The organism is Pontibacillus sp. HMF3514, assembly GCF_009858175.1.
Taxonomy (GTDB): Bacteria; Bacillota; Bacilli; order Bacillales; family BH030062; genus Pontibacillus.
The window spans coordinates 805024-828253 of the sequence record NZ_CP047393.1; the positions used below are offsets into that span (position 1 = coordinate 805024).

Sequence of the window (23230 nt, forward strand, 5' to 3'; positions counted from 1 at the left end):
ATGATACCATCATAGCAGATAAACCATTTTGTTACAGTACATAAAGGAGAGAACATGCCATTGCATATCGAGGATAAGATTTATGGTTCTTTTGATATAAATGAAGAAGTTTTACAGGAGCTTCTCACTTCAAATCCTGTTCAGAGGTTAAAAGGCATTCACCAAGGAGGTGCTTCTTATTTAGTGAATCCTGAGTGGAATGTCACACGGTACGATCATTCTGTTGGTGTGATGCTTTTGATTCGATTGCTAGGGGGATCGGTTGACGAACAAGCTGCAGGGCTGTTGCATGACGTTTCACACACAGCTTTTTCACATGTCATTGATTTTGTATTGGATTATGAAAATCAGGATTATCATGAAGAGATTTTTGAAGAGGTGATTTCTCAATCAGATATTCCTGAGATTCTGAAGAGGCACGGTTTAGATATAGCAAAGGTAATGGATGAGGAGAACTGGAAGATTCTTGAGCAACCATTGCCAGATTTGTGTGCAGATCGAATTGATTACACGTTACGAGATATGAATCAACAAGGGATGATGCATCAAAAAGATATTGATTCTTTACTAAAGTCTTTACGGTTTAATGGAGAAAAGGTTTATGTAGATGACGATGGGGCAGCTGAGTGGTTTGTCCGATTCTATTATAAGGAAGTTATTGATTATTTCCTTCATCCTTTAAATGTGTATGGATATCAAGTTTTATCCCAATCGCTGAAGGAGGCATTACAAAGAGGAGTAATTACAAGGGAAGATTTCTTGTTAACCGATGAGGAACTTCTACACAAGGTGAAAAGCTCTGATGATTCAACTGTTCAGCAATTATTAGGGAAACTCCATCCTAATGTGGAGGTCGAGTATAACGAACATGATTATGATTACAGTCAGCATAGTAAGCTTCGTTACATCGACCCACTTGTTCAAATCAAGGACGGTAATCTCGTGCCTGTTTCTCAGATCAATCAATCAGTAAAAGAAGCAACAGCACGTGCAAAGACACAATCAGAGAAAGGCACTTATGTAAAAGTACTTTCAACGTAACATAAACCATCATGATCAGGGTCTTTGTAAGCAACCTGATCATGATGGTTATTCTATCGTAATATATTCCATTTCAAGCGGTGTTTCCTTAACATCTTGGCCATTTTCATCTTTTGCAACATGATAGACTTTGGCCTCAGGTCTAGAGGAGATTGCTTTATGAATATCTGTTCCTACAAAGTGAATAGCCGCACCATCATCCATTGCATAGCCAGCACTTAATTCCTCGTTAGCTATGTAATGTCTGTACATTTCTCCGCTTTCTTCCGGATCATCATAGTGAGGGCATGTGCTCCCATGTAACAATCCTAATCCTTTTACTTTGGTAACCTGACCTGGCACAGAATCAGTAGGTCCTTCATCAAACCAACAAATGGAACCAGCACTGATCCCGGCAAGAATGGTTCCGTTTTTCCAAGCTTTTTCTAAGATTCGATCTAACTCCCATTCTTTCCACAGGGCCATGAGGTTACGCGTATTTCCACCACCTACATAGATAATATCCTGCGATAAAAGAAACGATTCTTTGTCAGCTACTTCAGGTTTTAGTAAGGATAGATGAGTTGGCTCACAGTCTTCTTCCTTGAAAAACGTATAAAACCTTTGGATATATTGCTCTGAATCTCCACTAGCTGTTGGTAAAAAACAAATTTTTGGTCGTAATTGTTCTGACTGATTAATGATATATCGATCTAAGCGTGGGTTATTAGGCTCCATGGAAAAACCACCACCACCCATGGCAATAATATTCATTTTTTTGTAGCCTCCCTTTGAAGTGAATTCGTAATCAGTGAAATGTTATAATATTATGAAAATGATAAAGGATGTTCTAATGGAAATTCAAGGATTTAATCATATTACGATCAATGTTAGAGATTTAGAAAGGTCCCTGAACTTTTATGTGAACGTTTTAAACATGACTTTAGTGCATCGAGGCGGATCGGATGCATATTTAGAGTGGGGGGGGGGACGCATGGGTTTGTTTAATTGAAAAGCCTTTAGATTCCGAGTTATCACAGGAAAAGCTAGGTGTGGACCATGTGGCCTTTTCTATTTTAGATAAAGATTTTCAGGATGCTGTTGAGTATTTGCAACAAGAGGGTGTACTCATTGTTCGTGGCCCCGTGCAACGTGGACAGGGATGGTCAATTAATTTTTTAGACCCTGACGGAACTCAGCTTGAGTTACATACATCCAATCTTAAGGAACGAATGAAAGTGTGGAAATAGGAGGGGACCTGGTATGACGAAAGCGCTAGTAGTCATTGATATGCAAAAATTTATGTTCCGAGGAGATGCGCCTGTTTTTCAGTCTAAGGCGCACAGTACTTTTGATACAGAGGATTTACGAGAAGACCACCTTATTGCGCATCACAATAAAGTGTTAAGATGGTTTGCTCATACGAAAGAAACAGAAGATATTTCTTTTGAGGTGATTCGATGAGACTTGTATCGATCTGTCCAAGTAATACGGAGCTAGTTGCCTATCTTGGGTTAACGGATCAACTCGTTGGTGTTGATCATTTTTCGGATTGGCCTGAAGCGGTTCAAGACTTGCCTAAGCTAGGCCCGGATTTGTCGATTCGGATGGATAAAGTAGAGGATTTGGAGCCTGATCTCGTACTTGCTTCTTTAAGTGTTCCTGGGATGGAGAAAAACATTGAAGAATTAGAAAAAAGGGGCTTACCTTATATTGTGCTAAATCCTAACTCGTTAGAGGAAATTGCTCAGGATTTACGAAAGGTAGGTGAGCATACGGGGACGAAGGAGAGAGCCGAGCGCGTTGTAAAGAAGTATGAGAGTATGATTCAACAGTACAAGGATTTGGCGGAAAAGGTTGATCATAAGCCATCCCTTTATTGGGAGTGGTGGCCAGAACCTGTGTTCACACCTGGAGGTACAAACTGGCTCACTGAGATCAGTCAATTAGCAGGAGCCCGAAATGTTTTTGGTGATGAAGATAAAGCCAGTGTTCAAACAGATTGGGATGAAGTTTATAAGCGAAATCCTGATGTAGTCTGTATGGTCTGGGTAGGTGTGAAGGAGAGTAAAATGGATCCTGATCATGTACGAACAAGGGAAGGTTGGGAAGCGGTAAAAGCTGTGCAAGATGACCGTATTCATCTTTTAGAAGAGGCTTTTTACTGTCGCCCATCGCCTCGGTTGTTAGTTGGACTTCAAAAGGTAGCAGCGATCCTGCACCCAGATATTTTTCCGCAAGGCCCTTTTGAAGATGTTTTGTTGCAAGTTAAATGATTAAGTGGTCTATAAAACCACTTAACCAAAAATAAAAATTCAGAAAATTAAGTTTATTGCGCAGGATTATTTAGATCGATATGTAAATATAATCATAAGAGTTTTTTGTAAACATTTTTGAAAGCGTTTACGCTTTAATGTTGTAGGGGGGATTCGTTTGGCAGCATCGTACATTCAGGAAGAACATGAAATCTTCCGAGAGGCGGTTCGAAAGTTTTTAGATCAAGAGGCAAGACCGAATTATCGTGAATGGGAAAAAGGTGGGATGATCCCACGTGAGTTTTGGATGAAGCTGGGGCAACAAGGTTTTTTATGCCCAGGGGTGGCTGAATCTTATGGTGGCTATAATGCTGATTTTGCCTATTCGGTCATTTTGAATGAAGAGTTCGAACGAATCGGATCCAGTCTTGTAGGGATTGGACTTCATAATGATATCGTAACGCCCTATATTGATTCTTATGGGACGGAAGAACAAAAGAACAAATGGTTACCAAAATGTGCGACAGGAGAAATGATTTCAGCCATTGCTATGACGGAGCCAGGAGCAGGATCTGACTTAGCTGGAATAAAAACGACAGCTGTTAAAGATGGCGACAGTTTCATTTTGAACGGGGAGAAAACGTTTATCACAAACGGTATATTGGCTGATCTAGTCGTGGTTGTTTGTAAAACAGATCCAAAGGCGAATCCACCGCACAAAGGAATGAGTTTACTTGTAGTAGAGCGTGACACACCAGGATTTAAACGAGGTCGAAAGCTCGAAAAGGTTGGATTACATGCGCAAGACACAGCTGAATTAATTTTTGAAGATGTCAGAGTCCCAGCAGAGAATCTATTAGGTGAAGAGGGAAAAGGATTCTATTATTTGATGGATAAACTCCAACAAGAGCGTTTAGTCGTTTCAATTGCGGCTCAAACAGCAGCTGAAACCATGCTGAAAGAGACAGTTTCCTATGTGAAACAACGGGAGGCATTCGGTAAACCAATAAGTAAGCTTCAAACGGTTCAGTTCCGTATTGCTGAAATGGCTACAGAGGTCGAAGTCGGTCGGTCATTTCTAGATGACTTAATCAATCAGCATATAGAAGGAAAAGAGGTCACAACAAAAGTATCCATGTCGAAATGGTGGCATACGGAGATGGCGAGACGTGTCATTACAGAATGCATGCAGCTTCATGGTGGTTACGGCTATATGGAAGAATACGAGATTGCCAGAAGATATCGAGACATTCCAGTAGCTTCGATATATGCGGGTACGAATGACATTATGAAATCGATCATCGCGAAGAATATGGGTCTATAAAATGGAACACATGTTAAAAGGTATGCGTATTCTTGATTTTTCTCACTATATACCGGGACCATTTGCAAGTATGCGTTTAGGAGATTTAGGAGCAGAGGTTATAAAAGTTGAGCCCTTAACTGGGGACTTGAGCCGAAGTGCTACTAGCGACTCGAACGAGCGTGACAGTGTATTTCAAGCTTATAACCGTAATAAAAAAAGCCTCGCTGTGAATTTGAAGTCAGAGGAAGGCGTAGAGATGGTTCGTGACCTTATTCAGCATGCTGATATTGTTATAGAAAGCTTTCGTCCAGGCGTAATGAAACGACTTGGTCTTGATTATGACACGGTCTCGAAATGGAACACTGAGTTAATTTATTGTTCACTATCTGGTTATGGACAAGTGGGGGCGCTCTCTCAATTTGGTAGTCACGATATTAACTATATGGCTTTAAGTGGAATGTTAAGTCAATTGAAGGATCGAACAGGACGACCTATTCACCCTTCGATTACTCTTGCTGATTTAATAGGAGGTTTAGCTGCTACTGAATCTATATTAGCTGCATATATATCACGTGAAAAGACAGGAGAGGGGTCCTATATTGATTCTTCCATATTAGATTCCATGCTCTCTCTGACCCAACTTCATATGTTAAACATTCAATATGCAGATGAACACCAAGGACTCACTTCATTGAATGGAGAACTTGTTTCTTATAGCATCTATGAAACGGCAGATAACCGATACGTTAGCTTTGCCGCTTTAGAACCGAAGTTTTGGGAAACATTCTGCGAAAAAGTAGGTAGAGAGGACTGGATCTCCTATCAATTTACGAAAAAAGATAGTGATGATCCTTTTGTGCAAGACATCATTAAATTGTTTAAAAGCAAAACATTTCAACAGTGGGAGGCGTTTTCATCCCAAGTTGATTGTTGCTTAACTCCTATATATGAAATGGAGGAAGTGCTTACTAAACCTTATGTAAAGGAGAGGATGATCCAAGAGAAAGATTCGGCTGGAATTGTGCATGTAGCATCAAGATACCATGCTCAAAAAAATCAGAGAGAGGTGTGGTTTCCTGGATTAGGTGAGCAGACTGAGGGAATTTTATCAGATTTGTTGTGTTACCCAGAGGAAAAGATTGAAACCATGAAAGAACGCATGATCATTCTATAACGTGGAGGGTGAAACGATATGATGAATGCACCATTAACGTTACCTGCAATGTTGGAACGTGCCGAGAAATTTTTTCCGAAAAAAGAAGTGATTACACGCACAGCTACAGGGACTCATCGAATCAATTATAAGGATTTAACAGAACGAACCCGCAAGCTTTCACATGCCTTAGAAAAATTAGGTGTTCAGGAAGGAGAGCGCGTTGGGACGTTTGCTTGGAACCACTACCGTCACCTTGAAGCATATTTTGCAATCCCAGGTATGGGTGGGGTATTGCACACGATTAATATTCGACTAGCTGCTCAGCATATCTCTTATATTGTGAACCATGCAGAGGATAAGGTTCTTCTCATCGATGCAGATTTACTCCCATTGGTAGAAGCAGTTAAAGATGAATTGAAAACGGTTGAGGCTTTTGTAGTGATGACAGATGATGAAGAGCTCCCAGAAACGAAATTATCTCCTGTCTACCATTATGAGAAACTATTAAAAGAAGCTGATGGAACGTATGAATTTAAAAAAGATATTGATGAAAATGCGGCTGCTGGTATGTGCTATACATCTGCTACAACTGGGAATCCGAAGGGCGTCGTGTATTCTCATCGTGGGATTGTATTACACTCCATGGCGCTTGGTTTAGCCGATAGTGCAGCCGTCTCTGAGTCTGATGTTACGATGCCTGTCGTACCAATGTTCCATGCCAATGCTTGGGGGCTTCCTTTTGCTGCTGTGTGGTTTGGAAGTAATCAAGTGATGCCCGGTGCCCAATTCTCACCTAAAACAATCGCTGAACAAATTCAATCTGAACGCGTCACCATAACAGCCGGTGTACCAACGATATGGCTAGGATTATTACGAGAGTTGGATACGGGTGATTATGATACCTCTAGCTTACGAGCTGTATTATGTGGAGGATCAGCAGCTCCAAAAGGTATGATCCGTGCGTTTGAAGAGAAGTACAATGTACCGTTTCTGCATGCATATGGAATGACCGAAACAGCGCCACTTGCTACGATCTCTCGTCTGAAGAGTTATCAAAAGGACTTACCTGAAGATGAGCGCTTAGAAATTCGATCCAAACAAGGCTCTCTTGTACCGGGATTAGAGATGAAAGTGATTGGGAAAGACGGAGAAATCGCCTGGGATGGCAAGGAAATGGGTGAACTGTTATTAAGAGGTCCTTGGATTGCAGATGAATATTATCAGGATGAACGTTCAGCTGAAGCCTTTCAGGACGGTTGGCTACACACAGGAGATGTCGTCACAGTAGATGAAGAAGGGATTATCAAAATTGTCGATCGTACTAAAGATTTGATTAAGAGTGGGGGCGAATGGATCTCCTCTGTTGATATAGAAAATGCGCTTATGGCTCATGAGGATATATTTGAAGCCGCTGTAATAGCAGTGCCGCATCCAGAGTGGCAAGAACGTCCAGTCGCCTGCGTTGTTTTGAATGACGGCGCAAACTGCTCACAACGTGACATATATGAATTCCTTAAACCTCAGTTCGCAAAATGGTGGCTTCCGGATGACATTGTTTTCATGGAAAGCATTCCGAAGACATCCGTAGGGAAGTTCTTAAAGCGAGCGCTTCGTGACCAGCTTGAGGATCATTTTACGATTAAGAGTGAATAGAATCATGAGTAGGAGTTTGGTACTCCTGCTCTTACATATTCCTATACAGGAGGGAACGTAATTGATTAATACAGTCAGTGTAATCGGTGCTGGAGTCATGGGGAATGGAATCGCACAGGCCATGGCAACTGGAGAGAAAAAGGTTTTCTTATATGACATCACCGATGAAGCCATTGGTAACGGGATGAAAATGATTGAGAAAAGTCTGGCACGTTTTGTGAAGGCTGGACATATATCGGAAGATCAGATGATTAAAGTGCTAGAAAACATTACAGCAACGAAAGATTTAAAAGAAGCGGTATCGAGTACAGACCTTGTTATTGAAGCGATACCTGAAAATCTTCAGTTGAAGAAAGAGCTATTTGGGAAGTTGGAGGATCTTACACCTGCTGAAACCATTTTGTCCACTAATACTTCTGAACTTAGTGTAACTGCGATTGCCTCAGCAACCAAACGACCTGATAAAGTCATAGGGATGCATTGGTTTAATCCAGCTCCCATTATGAAATTAGTAGAGATCGTAAAAGGTGAGGATACATCGGATGAAACGGTGAGCGTAATTAAAGAAGTATCTGAGGAAGTTGGAAAAGAAACGGTCTTAGTGAAGGATCGACAAGGTTTTGTGACCAGCCGAGCTTTAGCAGCCCATGTTTTAGAATGCATGAGGATTTATGAAGAAGGTGTGGCATCAAAAGAGGATATTGATAGGGCCATTCATTTAGGGCTTAATTACCCAATGGGACCTTTAACACTAGCGGATTATGTTGGGTTAGATACATTGCTATTTGCGAGTGAGGGGATGATTGAGGCCTATGGAGACCGATTCCGACCACCTCAGATCTTACGTAAGCTTGTAGAAGCAGGTCATTTAGGTGTGAAAACAGGAAAAGGATTTTATACTTATTAAGGGAGAGAGAAGAAATGAATAGAGAAGTAGTCATCGTAGATGCGGTACGAACACCAGTAGGAAAACGCAAAGGTTATTTTCGAAATGTTCATCCCGTTCATCTGGCATCAAAAGTATTGCAGGAGCTTATGAGTCGTGCCGGGGTTGAAAAAGGAAGGGTAGAAGATATCGTGATGGGGTGCGTATCACCTATTGGAGAGCAAGGATATAATATTGGTCGCCTCGCATCACTTGATGCAGGGTTTCCGGTGGAAGTGCCAGCTGTACAATTGAACCGAATGTGTGGATCAGGTCAGCAAGCAATTCATTTTGCAGCTCAAGAAATTTTAGCTGGGGATATGGATATTACGATTGGTGCAGGCGTTGAGAATATGACGAAGGTGCCCATTTTAAGTGATGGCAATCAGTCCACAATTCCAGACTCTGTTCATGAGAAGTACGACATTGTGCACCAAGGAGTATCAGCGGAACTAATAGCTGAAAAATACGGAATGACTAGAGAAGAGCTAGATGCTTACTCCTATGAAAGTCATCAACGTGCCATTCGTGCAACGGAGGAAGGTCGTTTTCAACGCGAAATCCTCCCTATTGAAGGGGAGGATCGTGAAGGAAATACGATTATGGTGGATCAGGATGAAGGCCCTCGAAAGGATACGTCGATGGAGGCACTTGGTCAGTTAAAGCCTGTGTTTAAGGAGAACGGTGTGATCACAGCTGGGAATGCAAGTCAAATGAGTGATGGTGCAGGCGCTGTGTTAATGATGGAGCGTACAAAAGCAGAAGAACTAGGACTGAAACCTCGTGCTCGGATCATAAATCGAGTTGTAGTTGGCTCTGATCCGAAAATGATGTTAGATGGTGTGATCCCAGCTACGAAAAAGGTACTAACGAAATCTGGGCTGACTATAGATGATATGGATTTAGTGGAAATCAACGAAGCCTTTGCTCCAGTTGTTTTAGCTTGGCAAAAGGAGATGGAAACTAGTTTAGATCGTGTGAATGTGAATGGTGGAGCTATCGCACTTGGGCATCCACTTGGGGCAACAGGTGCGAAGTTAATGACGACCTTGTTGCATGAGTTAGAGCGCAGAGACGGTCGCTACGGGTTGCTTACAATCTGTATCGGGCATGGCATGTCTACTGCGGCGATTATTGAGAGATTGTAGGATATACTAAGTAAGCCGTTCCCTTTAGGGAGCGGTTTTTTGTTGAGCGAAAGTGGTGTCGACCCGAGCGAAAGGGGCACTGACCCGAGCCAAAGTGTCGCTACCACGATCATAAAGTCTTCTACTTATTTCAAAATAGGTCGAGTTGTTCCTTCAGCCCAATCCATAATAAAACTTTTTTGCCTAGGATTAAGGTTTTCAGGTAATGAGGAACGGTCAAAGAACTGGTGGTCCTTGCTTTCTCCGTCATTTTGAGACAGAACGCCAACGTAATCCTTACTATAAAAAATAATTTGAACACTATACATCTGATCACCGTTAGGGTAGGTGACATAGCAGCTTTCGCCGGAGTACAAACCGAAAAGTCCCGGTTGTTGAATCGTTAATCCCGTTTCCTCGTAAACCTCTCGCACTGCAGCATCAGTAAAAGATTCGCCGATTTCCATGATGCCACCTGGAATTCCCCAAATGTTCGCATCACTACGATGTTGTAAAAGGATTCTTCCATACTCATCTTCTACAATAATGCCGCACCCTACTGTGAAAAGTCTCTCTGTACCAATCAGGCTTCTCATATGTTGAATATAACTCATCTTTTAGCACCTTCTCTTTCTTCGATATACCCTTTCATTCTTGATCAAGGTAATGGTTGATCATATGTAGATCTATATACTCCAAAATTTGTATAAATTCTATTATTCTAAAGTTAAGCTAATTTGTAAAATAAATGTAGGAGTGAGGTCATGTTTATAAAAAAGATTGTGTGTACCGTAGAGGTAATGGATAGAGAAGCATTTGATAAGGCCCAACGTCAATGGACACCACTTTCACAAGTCCCAGGCTTTCTAGCCCAAGTAGGAGGTTGGAGGGGGAGGGATGCAGTTATTTTTGCTTTTTGGGAGAGCAAAGAAGCATACGAATCTTTTATGGAGGATGTTCATGATGAAATTTTCAATCAAAACCTCCAAAAGAACACCTACAATTCTATATCTATCACGCTTTGGCAAACGAATAAACCCTCCATACTATTAATGCAGGCGTTATCGGAGACAAGATCTATCTCAATAAATCAAACTGATCAAAGCTTACTTATAATGGTTGCTTCTGCTGTTCATTCGAAAGAAAACTTGTATCTTTCGTTTCTCCCTAACGAAAAGGGAGAACTTAAACTATATCACCCTTGGATAGTATTCTCGAGCAAATAGGAGGATCTAATAGTGTTCCATCCAGGTCAAATAGTATTGCTCTCGTTATCGTGTAAATTACCTCGTATTAATTTTAATCTTTTATGAGTCTAAAGTCTCATTAGTAAATTTTAAGATTATTAACTAAATTTTATCAAATTTTAGTAATGAGAGTGTTTATAAGGATTAGTAGTGTAATAATTCTATTAAAATTATTATATTGTGTAACATAATTGTAAACTAGTGTGTAATAAAATGTGATTTTTTGATAAAATTGTGTCGAAGTAATTCCCATCATAGGGAAATTAAGGGGGAAATAGATCGTGATTAGAAGTATTCAAAGGCAAATGCGTCGCAAGCGTAAAGCGGCAGTAAGTTCGGTGATGGCTTTAGGAATGGCTCTTTCTGTTGTATCTCCAAATGTTGCACTAGCATCAGAGGATGAAGATGTTGTTAATCTACGCATTATGGAGACAACGGATATTCACTCCAACGTAATGAACTATGATTATTTTTCGGGTTCAGAAGTGAATGATTTCGGTCTTGTTAAGACAGCTACACTTATTCGTCAGGCAAAAGACGAAGCAAAGAACTCTTTGTTAATTGATAATGGTGACCTTATTCAAGGAAGCCCGCTTGCCGATTATATGGCGAAAGAAAAAGAATGGTCAGAAGATGAAATTCACCCTGTATACGAAGCTATGAATATCTTAGATTATGATGTCGGGAACTATGGTAACCACGAGTTTAACTATGGTCTTGAGTACTTAGAGAAAGCAACAGATGGATCTGCATTTCCATATGTGAATGCAAACGTTTATAAGGATGATGGAGACGACAATCCGGATAACGATGAAAACTATTTTGATCCCTATGTAATGCTTGATAAAACCGTTGTTGATGAAGATGGCGAAGAACATACAATTAAAGTTGGTGTGATCGGTTTTGTTCCACCACAAATTATGAGGTGGGACCGCTCAAACCTTGAAGGGAAAGTTATCACAAAAGGTATTGTGGAAACAGCAGAAAAATTTGTACCGCAAATGAAAGAAGAAGGAGCGGACCTAATTGTAGCTGTACCTCACTCTGGTATGGGTGACGTCACACAAAACGGTATGGAAGAAAACGCAACGTATGACCTTTCTAAAGTAGATGGTATTAATGCTATTCTATTTGGTCACGCGCATGCTCAATTCCCAGGTGAAGATTATGCATCCCTTGAGGGAGTAGACATTGAAAAAGGTACTGTTAATGGTACACCTTCTGTTATGCCAGGTTTCTGGGGATCCCACCTTGGTATGATTGATTTCTCTCTTGAAAAAGTTGATGGAGAGTGGAAAGTAAATGATGCTCAGTCTAAATTAAAAGCGATTTATGACTCTGAGAGTGGAGAAGCTTTAGTTGAAGCTGATGAAGAAATTAAGGAAGCGGTTAAGGATGATCATGAAGGTACAATTGACTACGTAAATAGTCCAGTTGGTCAGACTGAATCACCGCTTTATAGCTATTTCTCTCAAGTTCAGGATGATCCTACGATCCAAATCGTAACAGACGCTCAAAAAGAATATGTTGAGAACTATATTCAAGGAACAGAGCTTGAAGGTTTACCGGTCCTTTCTGCTGGAGCGCCATTCAAAGCTGGTCGTGACGGAATAACGGACTTTACAGACATTGCAGCAGGCGACCTAGCGATTAAAGATACAACGTCTCTTTATAAGTATCCAAACACTGTAAACGTTGTACAACTATCAGGTGCTGAGGTTCGTGAATGGTTAGAATGGAGTGCAGGTCAGTTCAACCAAATCGATCCAAACAGTAACGAAGAGCAGCTTCTAGTGAAAAGTAACGATCGTAATGGTGGTTTCCCAAGCTATAACTTTGATGTAATCGACGGCGTATCTTATCAAATTGATGTTACAGTTCCACGTCGTTACAACAATGGTGGTACTGAAGTGATTAATGATACACACCGTATTAAGAACCTAACGTACAATGGCGAACCAGTTGATCCAGATCAACAGTTCCTTGTTGCAACAAACAACTACCGTGCAGGTATGCAAATTGCTAATCCGGATGGAGAAAGCATCGTAATCGAATCTCCAGACGAAAACCGTCAAGTGCTTGTGGATTACATCCGTGACAACGGTACAGTTGATCCAAAAGCTGATGGAAACTGGAGCTTTGCACCTGTAAAAGGTAACCCAGATCTAGTATTCTACTCTTCTCCTGAAGCTCAGAAGTATTCAAAAGATAATGAAAAGATCTCTTTTGATGAAAAGCTTGATAATGGATTCGCTAAATACTCTATTGATCTAGCAGCTAAAGGGAACAACGACGAAGAGAAGAAAGATAAAGAAAAAGATGAAGAGAAAAATAATGATAAAGGCAACAACGATTCTAAAGAAACAGATAGCACAGACAAAGAAAACGACATGAAGTATGTTTTGAAGCCTGGTGATACTCTAGGTAAGATCGGTGCTCAATATGGCGTTCACTGGAAGACACTTGTGGACTACAATAGCATTGAAGATGTGCGTAAACTAATGCCTGGTCTAGAAATCATGATCCCAGTTCCAGATGGTGATGCGGATTATGAAGTACACCTTGTTAAACAAGGCGATACGCTTGGTAAAATTGCAGCACAATACGATGTTCATTGGAAAGATCTAGCGACGTACAACAAGCTAGAGAATCCACACATGCTTCAAATTGGACAAGAAATTAAAATCCCTAAGAACTAGATTCATAAAAACTACCGATCCTTTTGGGGTCGGTAGTTTTTTATACTCATCTCTTAGTGATTATGGAAATTCTGAACCAAATCCCTCTTCTCAACATCAAATTCTATGATATATAATTAATAAAATTACACGTAAAGGGCGTCATGCTTTTGAATACAAATCTTGCTGAACAACATACTACTAATTTCATTACCCAGTCTATAAAACAAGGAGCTCTGGCAGGGTTACCCATTGTATTTGGTTATTTTCCTATTGCGATCGCATATGGAGTTCTAGCTAAAGAAGCGGGGTTATCCCTATCAGAAATCACCATGATGAGCATGTTTGTCTTCGCTGGTGCAAGTCAGTTTATGGCTGCAGGTATGGTGCTGAGCAGTGCAGGTCTCATTGAGATTGTGATTGCGACGTTTGTCGTGAACTTCAGGCATTTTGTAATGAGTTTTTCTTTTATGAATCACCTCAGACATATATCCCTCAAATGGAAGATTCCGATTTCACTTGGATTAACAGATGAAACGTTTTCCGTTGCATCTTTAAATAAGAAGAAAGCAAAAGAAACCAATGGTATGTGGTTCTATGCGGCTATGATTCTCGTAGCATATTCCGCTTGGGTATTAGGTTCATTAACAGGCGGGTTAATCGGCAATATTATGCCAAAAGCCTTAAGTCAAAGTATGGGTGTTGCGTTATATGCCATGTTTATCGCTCTCTTGCTTCCATCCATACGTAGTGAATGGAAAGTCGGATTGATTGCTTTTATTAGTATGTTGGTTAATTATATCTGCGCTAATCATCTTGGAATTAAAGAAGGTTGGAGCATTGTAATTGCAACAGTTCTAGGCGGTATTTCAGGAATCTTTTTACTACCAGAGGAGGAGGAAGAAGAATGATTTTCGTAATAATTGGAATGGCCATTGCTACGATGGTACCAAGGTTTTTACCTGCTCTGGTAGTTGATAAATGGACCTACCCTCGATGGGTAAGCAGAGGTTTGAATGCAATTCCTTACGCAGCTTTGGGAGCACTTATCTTCCCAGGGATCACCACAGTTGTGGAAGGCCAACCACATGTTGGTGCAATTGCTGGGGGGATTGCAGCGATTTTGGCTATTTTACGTATGAATGTAATGGTTGTGTTAATCGGAGCAATTGGAACGGTATATCTCATGACACTGTAATGGGTTCTTGTCACACTATATGGGTTTTCGCATATATTGTAGGGAATTCATTATGGAAGGAGTCACACATTCATGGATTATCGTCAAAATCAAGGGCTTGATTGGCTTGGCCAACTCTTGTTCCCAGGTGGCGGTGGCGGACAGCCAGGATTTCCACCAGGGCAAGGTGGACCTCCAGGAGGCTTCCCTCCTGGTCAAGGGGGACCACCAGGACCACCTCCAGGGCAAGGCGGATTTGGCGGTGGCGGTCAACTTCCACCTCCTCCACAATCACCACCAGGTGGCCAACAATATGGTGGTGGACCTAGTTTATATGCAGTAGATCCTGGATCAATGTATAGTTGCCTATATCGTTATACATGGGTACGTTTAAATAATGGAAGAAGATTTTGGTTCTATCCGACCTATATCGGAAGAACATCTGTAGCAGGGTATCGTTGGAGACGACGCCAATACAGATGGGTTTACTACGGTCTTGATACAGATCGTATAGCATCCTTTTCTTGTCAATAAAACATCCACGCCACCAAGAGGATTTCATTTCTTTTGGATGGCGTGTTCTTATGAAAAAAGGTTTGAAATAAAATAATATAAGGGTAAGGTTTTAGAGATTGTTGGAGGTGTAAAAATGTACCATATTAGAAAAGCGCAACTAGAAGATGCAGAAGCGATTGCAAATATTCATGTTGAAAGCTGGAAATCTACATATAAAGATCTCATAGACAAACAAGATATTGATGGAATTAGTGTTGAAAATCGTATTGCTCTGTGGGAAACCGTATTGAAAAAAGCCGTGAATGGTCAAGTTGTCCTGGTGGCTACTGACGAGAGTGAGAAGATTATTGGCTTTATTTCAGGAGGGAAAGAGCGCACAAAGGAATATGGTTATGATGCAGAGATTTATGCGGTCTACCTGTTAGATGAATATCACCGCAAGGGAGTTGGGACAGGTTTACTTACCCATTTTGTTCAACATATACGACAATCTGGATATGAATCTCTCCTCGTGTGGGTGCTCACACAAAACATTAACAAAAAATTCTATGAGAGATATGGTGCTTCACCAATTCAAGCAGAAGAAATCACGATAGGAAAAGGGACGTATAAAGAAATAGCATATGGATGGCCAGATATCGAGGCCTTATCTAGTCTATTAGGTGACAAGAAACAATCCTCCATGTAAAAAAAAGGCGCTCAAAGCATCTTAAAGATGTTTTTGAGCGCTTTTTTTCTACCGATACGGTTCGATATGAATATGCGTGTGTGTGATATTGTGTTCTTCCTTCAAATGTTCTTCAATTCTGTCCGTAATGTCATGACTTTCTTGAACACTAAGATTTGGATTCACGTGAATGGTCGCATCCACAAGAATTTGGTTACCATGAAAGCGAGCTTTGACATCATCTACAATTTTTACGTCAGGATCCTCTGCAATACTATTCTTAATATCATCAAGAAGTTGTTCATTTACACCATCTGTTAAAGCATGCGATGCATCTCGAAAGATATCATAAGCGGTTTTACATATGATTATCCCCACTATAAGACCAGCAACAGGGTCTAACCAAAACGCTCCAAACTGGGCTCCTACAATACCAATAAAAGCACCTATCGATACAAGCGCATCAGATCGGTTATCTTGGGCAGCTGCATAAAGAGATTGGCTGTTAATGCGTTTAGATAATCGTAAATTATATATATAAACACCTAGCATTACGAAAGCGGCGACTAGGGCGGTCCAAGCAGTTAACATGCTTGGTTCGTTCTCATAGCCATCAAGAAGTTGTTTCCCTGTCTGAAATAGGACTTCGAATCCAACCGTCATCATGATAAACGCAGCAACGAGAGATCCGATGGTTTCAGCACGGAAATGCCCATAATGATGGTCTTTATCAGGTGGCTTACGGGAAATTCTTAAACCTATCAACACAGCTAAGGATGCAACGACATCTGTCACATTATTTAAACCGTCTGCTCGGAGTGCTTGAGACTCTCCGAAGTGTGCAACGATCAGCTTAACCGTAGATAGAACAAGATAAGCACATATACTTATCCAAGCTCCTTGCTCTCCCTTTTTTAAGTTTTCATATTCGTTCATATCAGGATCCTCCGATACCTCTCATTAGCACTCTTAAGGTTACCAAAGGGGTATTGACTGAGTCTAGAGAAAAAAAACTAGCTGAAGGCAGATGTATTGTCTATATTAAATGAAGTTGCCCTATGCCAACTAACAGCAATTCCAAAATCAATATGTCAAAAGACTTATATTTATCATCAAAATGTGTAATTTAAGATTAATTTTTGTCAAAAGGGGTAGACACATACTAAGAAATCATAATAAAGATTTTCCTGGGAGAGAGTGAAAACAGACCAAAAAGGTTTAGAGAATTTCTAAAAAAAGGGGTGAATCAATTGATTAAAGAAACAATTATTATTGAAGGGTCAGTCCGCGGTATGAAGTTTTCGAAACCGGTCTTATTACAGTATAATCCGAAAGATGAGAACATAGAAGAAGCTATCATAAACTTTTTTAATAGTCATGCGAAATCTTTCGAAGAATTAGCAGTACAACGTGGTTGGAGAGACTCATATTGGACTTTTCCTCAGTATTATGAACTAGTTATTTAATAAATATATCCAGGCAACCCATATCGGGTTGCCTTATTTTTTTGATTTGTAAGTGGTAGTAAATGCTTTCGTGTTGGTGAAATAGAAGGTATTCTAGAGTAGATAGATGAATGAGAGGGGAGTTAGAGTCAGCATGAAGCGTTTTATTCTTTTTATACTATTCGTTATCCTTCTAACTTCATGTAATCAACGAGATCCTTCTTCGCAACAAGCTTCGCTAAGAATTTCGGCTGCTTCTAGTCTAACTACGGTTATGAAGGAAATTAAGAAACAATATGAAAAGAAACACCCAGATCAAGAGATTACAATTCAATATGCTTCTTCTGGAACACTAGCTCACCAACTGATTCAAGGAGCGCCTTCTGATATCTATATATCAGCAAGTGAATATTGGATGGATAAAGTCGTTCAAGAAGGTCTCATTCAACAAGAAGATGTTTTTCCCTTGCTGAAAAATCGATTGATCTTAGCAACTCATCAAGGAAAAGAAATAAAGATTAGTCAATTAACCAATGAATCAATAGATCAATTTGCGATGGGCGATCCTGAGAGTGTACCTGCTGGTGCATATGCGAAGCAAGCTTTGGAACATGCAAAGGTTTGGGAAACTGTTAAAGATAAAGCTGTCTACGGGAAAAATGTACGTCAGGTAGCGTCATACATACAATCTCAAAATGTAAAAGCAGGATTTGTCTATCAAAGTGATGTTCAGGCATTAACAAATGTCCAAAAAAGTCAGGTGATCCCAGAGGAATATCATGAGACAATTACATATCCAATGGGAATTATCAATGAATCAAAAAAAGATTCATCAATAAAAGGTTTTATAAAGTATCTTAAAGGTTCAGAAGCAAAAAAAGTTTTTCAATCATATGGATTTGTCCCAATTGAGTAGGTGAAAGCATGAATTTAGATCCGTTGTGGTTATCTTTAAAAATTGCAAGCATATCTTCTTTGATCGTTTTCGTCGTAGGTACTTTGTTAGCAAGATGGCTATCAAGACGCCATTTTAGGGGCAAAAACCTATTAGAATCAGCTATTTTATTACCTATGGTTCTTCCGCCAACCGTTGTAGGATTTGGGTTGCTTTATATGTTCGGAAAAAATGGCGTTTTAGGGAAATGGTTGCAAGCTTTATTTGACATGCAACTTGTGTTTACTTGGTATGCAGCTGTTATTGCTTCAGTTATAGTATCTTTTCCTTTGATGTACCAAAGTGCTGCTGCAGCGTTTAAGAATTATAACCCCAATTTAGAAAACGCGGCCTATACGATGGGCGCTAGTAAAATGAAGGTGTTCTGGACGATTTCACTTCCATTGGCATGGCCAGGACTTTTAGCAGGACTTGTTTTGTCATTCTCACGTGCTTTAGGTGAATTTGGAGCTACGCTAATGTTTGCAGGGTACATCCCCGGCAAAACAGATACTTTACCCATTGCGATTTATTTTGCTGTTGAAGCAGGGAATTCACAAGCTGCCCTATGGTTAGTTCTAATTATGGTTGTGATAGGATTTGGAACGGTTTACTGGTTAAATCGTTGGAATAAAAGACAATCGATATGGATTACTGGCGTAAAGGATGAAGAAGCATAATGTTAAAGGTTGATATTCAAAGTAAACTACACCATTATACATTGGATATATCTTTTGAACTTAATGAGGAGATTGGCGTTCTTTTTGGACGATCAGGAGCAGGTAAATCAACCATTTTACATGCTATAGCAGGATTGCACACTCCAGACGATGGGCAAATTACCATCCACGATCGATCTGTTTTTAGTTCAAAAGAGATTAATGTACCTCCTCAAAATCGTAAAGTGGGTTATGTATTTCAGGATTATGCTTTGTTTCCTCATATGACGGTTTCAGACAATATATATTATGGAATAGCTCGCAAAGCTCGACCTGCTGCGAAGAAACATGTAGATGGCCTAGTCAATGCACTTGGAATGTCCCATTTGCAATCTAAATATCCTCATCAACTATCAGGAGGAGAAAAACAACGAGTCGCCCTCATTCGTGCGCTCGCTATGAAGCCAGATGTCCTGTTATTAGATGAACCTTTTTCGGCATTGGATGAGGATACTCGTGCAGAAGGGCATCAAGAACTTCTTCGTTTAAAAAATGAATGGAAAATCCCGATGCTACTAGTCACCCATAACCGTGAAGAGGGAGAAAAGTTGGCGGATCGTTTATTTAAAGTAGACAACGGAAAGCTCCTTACTTAGATAGGAGCTTTTTTATTTATGCCATTAAAGCCCCCTTATATGGAAGACTTGATTTCGAGATATTGTGCGGTGAAGGTCCGTTGCTTTTATGAGGGGGAGGGGTTCAGTGAAACGGCAATACTCCTGCTGCCCCACACGACGTGGGGTAGGTCGACGTTGCCACACGATGTGGCGGTCTTAGTCGATCTTCATTATTTACTTTCAGCCTCCTCGTCACTTCGTTCCTGCGGGGTCTCGGCCGCCCTTTCTACCGCGGGAGTTTGCCGTTTCCCTCACCCCTTTGCGTTTATGGAGATTAACGGACTCTGGTTGTGTGATTTCTTAACCTTACGGACATCTGTTCCGTTATTTTATCTTAATCTAACTTCATTGAAGAGCTTACGGACATTCATTCCGTTATTTGCTTCAAATCACCTTGAAAAAGACCAATTTGTCACAAATAAGGTATCATATGTCCGTAACGACTCTCGTAATGCCTTAAAAGTTCAAAATAAAGGAACAGATGTCCGTAAGCATCGACCTCTCAACATCGCTGCGGTTCCGTTATTCACCATTTGGCCAAGGTGGGCTGTGGAACGGGTTGACTCCTCCGGTAGAAAGGGCGAGCGAGATCCCGCAGGAACGTAGTGACGAGGAAGCTCGATCGGTCTTCCGGGGAAAGCAACCCGTTCCACAGCCCGCCGAACTGCATAAACATAACGGAACCTCCCCGCACCAGCTTATTCAAGATAACTGCCATTTTATTGAATAAATCACTTGTAAGCAATGTAAGCTTTTTATAGGAATTATGAAAAATATCTCGAAATCAAAAGTCTTTGTTTTGAACTAAACGTGAGTTGGGTATATAATCTAAGTAGTCTTCAAAAGTATGATTATTTTTCAGGTTGGAGACGATATCAATAAATAGGAAAAGGAGCGATAAGATCATGACAAAATTAGCTGTTATTTATTACAGTTCAACAGGAACAAACTATAAGTTAGCTCAATGGGCCAAAGAAGGAGCAGAAGCTGCAGGAGCAGAAGTTAAATTACTTCGCGTAGCGGAAACAGCACCCCAGGAAGCTATTAATGAAAACCCAGCATGGGCAAAACACTTAGAAGAAACAAAGGATGTCCCAATTGCAACGAACGACGATCTAGAATGGGCTGATGGTTTTATCTTTTCCGTACCTACACGATTTGGTAACGTACCAGCACAGGTTAAATCTTTCCTAGATGCAACTGGTGGACTATGGTTTAATGGAAAACTTGTTAATAAAGCTGTGAGTGCAATGTCTTCAGCACAAAACCCTCACGGTGGACAGGAAGCAACAATCTTGAATCTATACACAACAATGTTCCACTGGGGTGCAATTGTTGCTCAACCTGGTTATTCTGACCCTTCTATTTTCGGAGCGGGCGGAAACCCATACGGTACAAGTGTCACGGTAGACCAAGATGGAAACATGCAGGAAGATGTAGAAGATGCAGTTAAGCATCAGGCGAAACGTACAGTAGATATCGCACAGCGAATTAATCAATAAAACGTAAGAAATCCCCTAAAAGATTTTCTCTTTTAGGGGATTTTTAACTGGATAACGTTCTCCAGTTATAAGAAATAGTATGTTGGACTCAAGGTCGATATTGTATATATTATCGATGGGAAGAAAAAACCATGTAAATCCCTCTACTTCCTAACCGTAACATGGATAAACTAGGTAAATGTTCTTAAAAATTCTAATGCCCCCCCTAAAATTTTTGAATATTCACGTATGTTTTAGTGAAAATTCACAAAGGGGTGCAATTATTATGAACAAGAAAGTTATTAACGTATTATCTGCTGCAGCATTAACATTTTCTCTTTCTGCTGCACCAACGTCTGTCTTCGCACAAGAAGACGAGTCCACTAAGGACAAAACTTCAACTGAAGGTACAACTACTGTCCAAATGAAAGACGATTGGACACTTAATGGTGAAGAGGTAACATTTGAGTATGGAAAACTATTTAGCTTTTTGGATACGCTAACACAGAACTTCAAATTAGCACTTGAACAAGATGATATGGAAAAAGCTAAGCTTTATGCTGACTATGGTAAAAAACGTATCGATGAAGCAAAACAGCTTTTAGAAGATGGTAAAGACGAAGAAGCTGCTGAATTACTTGAACAAGCAACAAAGGCAATGGAAAAAGCTGAAGAGTTATCACAGGAAGAAGACACTGAAGAAAATAACGAAACTGATGAAAACAACGAAGATACAAACCAAGAAGATTCAGACGAAGATGAATCAGAGGATACTGAAGATTCCGATGAAGAATCTGACCAAGACGAGAACACTGATGAAGAGTCAGAAGAAGACGAAGAATCTAAAGAAGAATCAGATGAGGATAAGTCTGATGAAGAAGAAAAAGCTGAACTTGATGCAAAAATCGGTCAAAATGTAATTTCACTTAAACTTGCAATGGAAAAAGTGAAAAACCCACGTGCTAAGCAAGCGTTAGAACGTAATATTGAAAAAGCATTAACAAAGCTTGAAGCAAAGTACGGAGATATCGAAGCATTGAAAGAGCGCTTGAAAGAAATGGAAGAAGGTAACGAAGAAGAAACAGAAGAAAACACTTCTAAAGAAGATCAGGAAAGTACTGACAGCGAAGAGTCCACTGAACAAAGTACAGTAGAAAACTCTGAAGATGATCAAGAAGAATTAGAAGAAGAAACAGAAGATCAATCTGGAATTCCTTCTCACGCAAAAGAGCATAAAAAAGCAGCAAAAGAACATAAGGAAGAAATGAAAGAGAAAAAAGAAGAACGAAAAAATAAGCGTTTAGAGGACAAAAAAGAGTGGAAAAAAGAAGTAAATAAAGATGACGATAAAGGTCATCATAGAGGGAATGGGAAAGGTAATGGGAATCCTAATAACTAATATCCCAAAAAAAACCTCCGCACCCTAATGCGGAGTTCATATAGATTCTCTCTCCCTGTGGTCGCGAAACAAATGTTTTGCGACCTTTTTATATACCCTCTAAACTAAGTATCCCATATTTATCTGATTATTTCAAAAATAATTGGATAGATGTGCATCGTACGTTTTATATAAGTTTCTTATAGGGTATACTTTACTAACAAACATTTTTCAGAAAATTGTTTCAAATTGAGGGTGGCTGTAATATACTATTAGAAAAACAAGGTTTTCGCTATGGATGGAGAACCGATTGTATTTTCTTATACTTTAATCCTTTATAAGGGTTAATCTTCCAAATTAAAAAATTGCACAAGGGGGATGTTCCATGAAGAAAGCAAAAGTTTCGTTTCGATTAAATTGGTTTCCGTCAGATGAAAGCGTGATTCATGCTAAACGAGAATTACCATATGAAATTAAACTAGCCTCTACATTAGTTTTAGATGAACTCTGCTACAACTGGAACAAATCGAACCTTGAAAAACAAGTTAATGAAGCGATCGATTTTGGAGATTATGAGCAATTTGAAAAGGTAAGCCAAATGTATAAGCCTTATACGTTTGAATAAGAAATGCAGATTCTAATTGAAGCTCTTGAAAAGTACAAAGTGACATCATTATGCTAACCAAAAACAAATAACACAACAAAGTCTAGGGAACTCCCTAGGCTTTTCTTTTTTATCAGGAGTTATTTAATTTTCAGCCCCTTACTCTGATAAAATAAGAGGAGTCCGTTGTTTTATCAGAGTAAGGGGGTCCGTGAAACGGCAATACTCCTCCGGAAGCTCGATCGGTCTTCCGAGGAAAGCAACCCGTTCCACAGCCGGCCTAACTGCACAAACGTAACGGAACCACCCCGCACCAGCTTATTCC

The 23230-nt window shown here is 40.1% G+C and carries 25 protein-coding genes and 1 pseudogene; 23 read left to right on the top strand and 3 right to left on the bottom strand.

Translation table 11 applies throughout. The features are described 5' to 3' along the window. The first annotated feature begins 54 nt into the window (after window positions 1-54). Window positions 55-1041: an HD domain-containing protein gene (locus tag GS400_RS04220; protein ID WP_370519745.1), complete on the top strand. Its 987-nt coding sequence runs from the start codon at window positions 55-57 to the stop codon at window positions 1039-1041. 48 nt (window positions 1042-1089) lie between these two features. Here the strand turns inward: GS400_RS04220 and GS400_RS04225 are convergent, their stop codons facing one another. Beyond that, a complete protein-coding gene (locus tag GS400_RS04225) occupies window positions 1090-1794 on the bottom strand; it encodes a Type 1 glutamine amidotransferase-like domain-containing protein (RefSeq protein ID WP_160099303.1) in 705 nt (234 codons plus the stop codon). Between the two features lie 79 nt (window positions 1795-1873). On the opposite strand from GS400_RS04225, the pseudogene GS400_RS04230 reads away from it, so the two are divergent. From GS400_RS04230 to GS400_RS04265, 8 genes and pseudogenes are all read left to right on the top strand, one after another. Then, window positions 1874-2270: pseudogene (locus tag GS400_RS04230) on the top strand (VOC family protein). A 13-nt stretch (window positions 2271-2283) separates the two neighbouring features. Further along, window positions 2284-2484, top strand: coding sequence for a hypothetical protein (locus GS400_RS04235; protein ID WP_160099305.1), 201 nt, complete (start codon window positions 2284-2286; stop codon window positions 2482-2484). After that, a complete protein-coding gene (locus GS400_RS04240) occupies window positions 2481-3296 on the top strand; it encodes a cobalamin-binding protein (RefSeq protein ID WP_160099307.1) in 816 nt (271 codons plus the stop codon). The genes GS400_RS04235 and GS400_RS04240 overlap by 4 nt, the downstream gene beginning before the upstream one ends. Before the next feature lie 157 nt (window positions 3297-3453). Next, window positions 3454-4599, top strand: a complete 1146-nt coding sequence (locus GS400_RS04245; RefSeq protein WP_160099309.1) for an acyl-CoA dehydrogenase family protein — start codon at window positions 3454-3456, stop codon at window positions 4597-4599. A gap of 1 nt (window position 4600) precedes the next feature. Continuing rightward, window positions 4601-5755, top strand: a complete 1155-nt coding sequence (locus GS400_RS04250; RefSeq protein WP_236561126.1) for a CaiB/BaiF CoA transferase family protein — start codon at window positions 4601-4603, stop codon at window positions 5753-5755. A gap of 18 nt (window positions 5756-5773) precedes the next feature. After that, on the top strand, window positions 5774-7390 hold the full coding sequence (locus GS400_RS04255; protein ID WP_160099311.1) for a long-chain fatty acid--CoA ligase: 1617 nt from the start codon (window positions 5774-5776) through the stop codon (window positions 7388-7390). Between the two features lie 61 nt (window positions 7391-7451). Beyond that, window positions 7452-8297, top strand: a complete 846-nt coding sequence (locus GS400_RS04260) for a 3-hydroxyacyl-CoA dehydrogenase family protein (protein ID WP_160099313.1) — start codon at window positions 7452-7454, stop codon at window positions 8295-8297. 14 nt (window positions 8298-8311) lie between these two features. Then, entirely contained in the window at window positions 8312-9463 is a 1152-nt protein-coding gene (locus GS400_RS04265) for a thiolase family protein (RefSeq protein ID WP_160099315.1), read from the top strand. A 125-nt stretch (window positions 9464-9588) separates the two neighbouring features. Here GS400_RS04265 and GS400_RS04270 read toward each other — a convergent pair whose 3' ends face one another. After that, a complete protein-coding gene (locus tag GS400_RS04270) occupies window positions 9589-10056 on the bottom strand; it encodes an NUDIX hydrolase (RefSeq protein ID WP_160099317.1) in 468 nt (155 codons plus the stop codon). A gap of 150 nt (window positions 10057-10206) precedes the next feature. On the opposite strand from GS400_RS04270, the gene GS400_RS04275 reads away from it, so the two are divergent. The 6 genes from GS400_RS04275 to GS400_RS04300 all read left to right on the top strand — a co-directional run bounded on the left by GS400_RS04275 (window position 10207) and on the right by GS400_RS04300 (window position 15748). Further along, window positions 10207-10668, top strand: a complete 462-nt coding sequence (locus tag GS400_RS04275; RefSeq protein WP_160099319.1) for a YdbC family protein — start codon at window positions 10207-10209, stop codon at window positions 10666-10668. A 302-nt stretch (window positions 10669-10970) separates the two neighbouring features. Continuing rightward, a complete protein-coding gene (locus GS400_RS04280) occupies window positions 10971-13388 on the top strand; it encodes a bifunctional 2',3'-cyclic-nucleotide 2'-phosphodiesterase/3'-nucleotidase (RefSeq protein ID WP_160099321.1) in 2418 nt (805 codons plus the stop codon). Window positions 13389-13537: 149 nt separating this feature from the next. Then, complete coding sequence (locus GS400_RS04285) at window positions 13538-14278, top strand: AzlC family ABC transporter permease (protein ID WP_236561131.1); 741 nt, start codon at window positions 13538-13540, stop codon at window positions 14276-14278. Then, window positions 14275-14565: an AzlD domain-containing protein gene (locus GS400_RS04290; RefSeq protein ID WP_160099325.1), complete on the top strand. Its 291-nt coding sequence runs from the start codon at window positions 14275-14277 to the stop codon at window positions 14563-14565. Before GS400_RS04285 ends, GS400_RS04290 begins: the two co-directional genes overlap by 4 nt. 72 nt (window positions 14566-14637) lie before the next feature. Next, window positions 14638-15078: a hypothetical protein gene (locus GS400_RS04295; protein ID WP_160099327.1), complete on the top strand. Its 441-nt coding sequence runs from the start codon at window positions 14638-14640 to the stop codon at window positions 15076-15078. Between the two features lie 115 nt (window positions 15079-15193). After that, entirely contained in the window at window positions 15194-15748 is a 555-nt protein-coding gene (locus tag GS400_RS04300; protein ID WP_160099329.1) for a GNAT family N-acetyltransferase, read from the top strand. 48 nt (window positions 15749-15796) lie between these two features. On the opposite strand, the gene GS400_RS04305 is transcribed toward GS400_RS04300, so the two are convergent. Beyond that, window positions 15797-16663: a cation diffusion facilitator family transporter gene (locus tag GS400_RS04305; RefSeq protein WP_160099331.1), complete on the bottom strand. Its 867-nt coding sequence runs from the start codon at window positions 16661-16663 to the stop codon at window positions 15797-15799. A gap of 356 nt (window positions 16664-17019) precedes the next feature. Between GS400_RS04305 and GS400_RS04310 the strand changes: the two genes are divergently transcribed. The 8 genes from GS400_RS04310 to GS400_RS04345 all read left to right on the top strand — a co-directional run bounded on the left by GS400_RS04310 (window position 17020) and on the right by GS400_RS04345 (window position 22926). Then, a complete protein-coding gene (locus GS400_RS04310; RefSeq protein WP_160099333.1) occupies window positions 17020-17193 on the top strand; it encodes a hypothetical protein in 174 nt (57 codons plus the stop codon). Window positions 17194-17326: 133 nt separating this feature from the next. After that, the gene (gene modA, locus GS400_RS04315; RefSeq protein ID WP_160099335.1) at window positions 17327-18088 is read left to right on the top strand and encodes a molybdate ABC transporter substrate-binding protein; all 762 of its coding nucleotides are present in this window, start codon (window positions 17327-17329) and stop codon (window positions 18086-18088) included. 8 nt (window positions 18089-18096) lie between these two features. Next, complete coding sequence (gene modB, locus GS400_RS04320) at window positions 18097-18786, top strand: molybdate ABC transporter permease subunit (RefSeq protein ID WP_160099337.1); 690 nt, start codon at window positions 18097-18099, stop codon at window positions 18784-18786. After that, window positions 18786-19421, top strand: coding sequence for an ATP-binding cassette domain-containing protein (locus tag GS400_RS04325; protein ID WP_160099339.1), 636 nt, complete (start codon window positions 18786-18788; stop codon window positions 19419-19421). The genes modB and GS400_RS04325 overlap by 1 nt, the downstream gene beginning before the upstream one ends. A 288-nt stretch (window positions 19422-19709) precedes the next feature. Continuing rightward, window positions 19710-20048 (top strand): hypothetical protein, encoded by a 339-nt coding sequence (locus GS400_RS04330; protein ID WP_160099341.1) that lies wholly within the window; start codon window positions 19710-19712, stop codon window positions 20046-20048. A 299-nt stretch (window positions 20049-20347) separates the two neighbouring features. Then, a complete protein-coding gene (gene wrbA / locus GS400_RS04335) occupies window positions 20348-20944 on the top strand; it encodes an NAD(P)H:quinone oxidoreductase (protein ID WP_160099343.1) in 597 nt (198 codons plus the stop codon). A gap of 265 nt (window positions 20945-21209) precedes the next feature. Then, window positions 21210-22322, top strand: a complete 1113-nt coding sequence (locus GS400_RS04340) for a DUF5667 domain-containing protein (RefSeq protein WP_160099345.1) — start codon at window positions 21210-21212, stop codon at window positions 22320-22322. Between the two features lie 364 nt (window positions 22323-22686). Then, on the top strand, window positions 22687-22926 hold the full coding sequence (locus tag GS400_RS04345; protein ID WP_160099347.1) for a hypothetical protein: 240 nt from the start codon (window positions 22687-22689) through the stop codon (window positions 22924-22926). The last annotated feature ends 304 nt before the right edge of the window (window positions 22927-23230 follow it).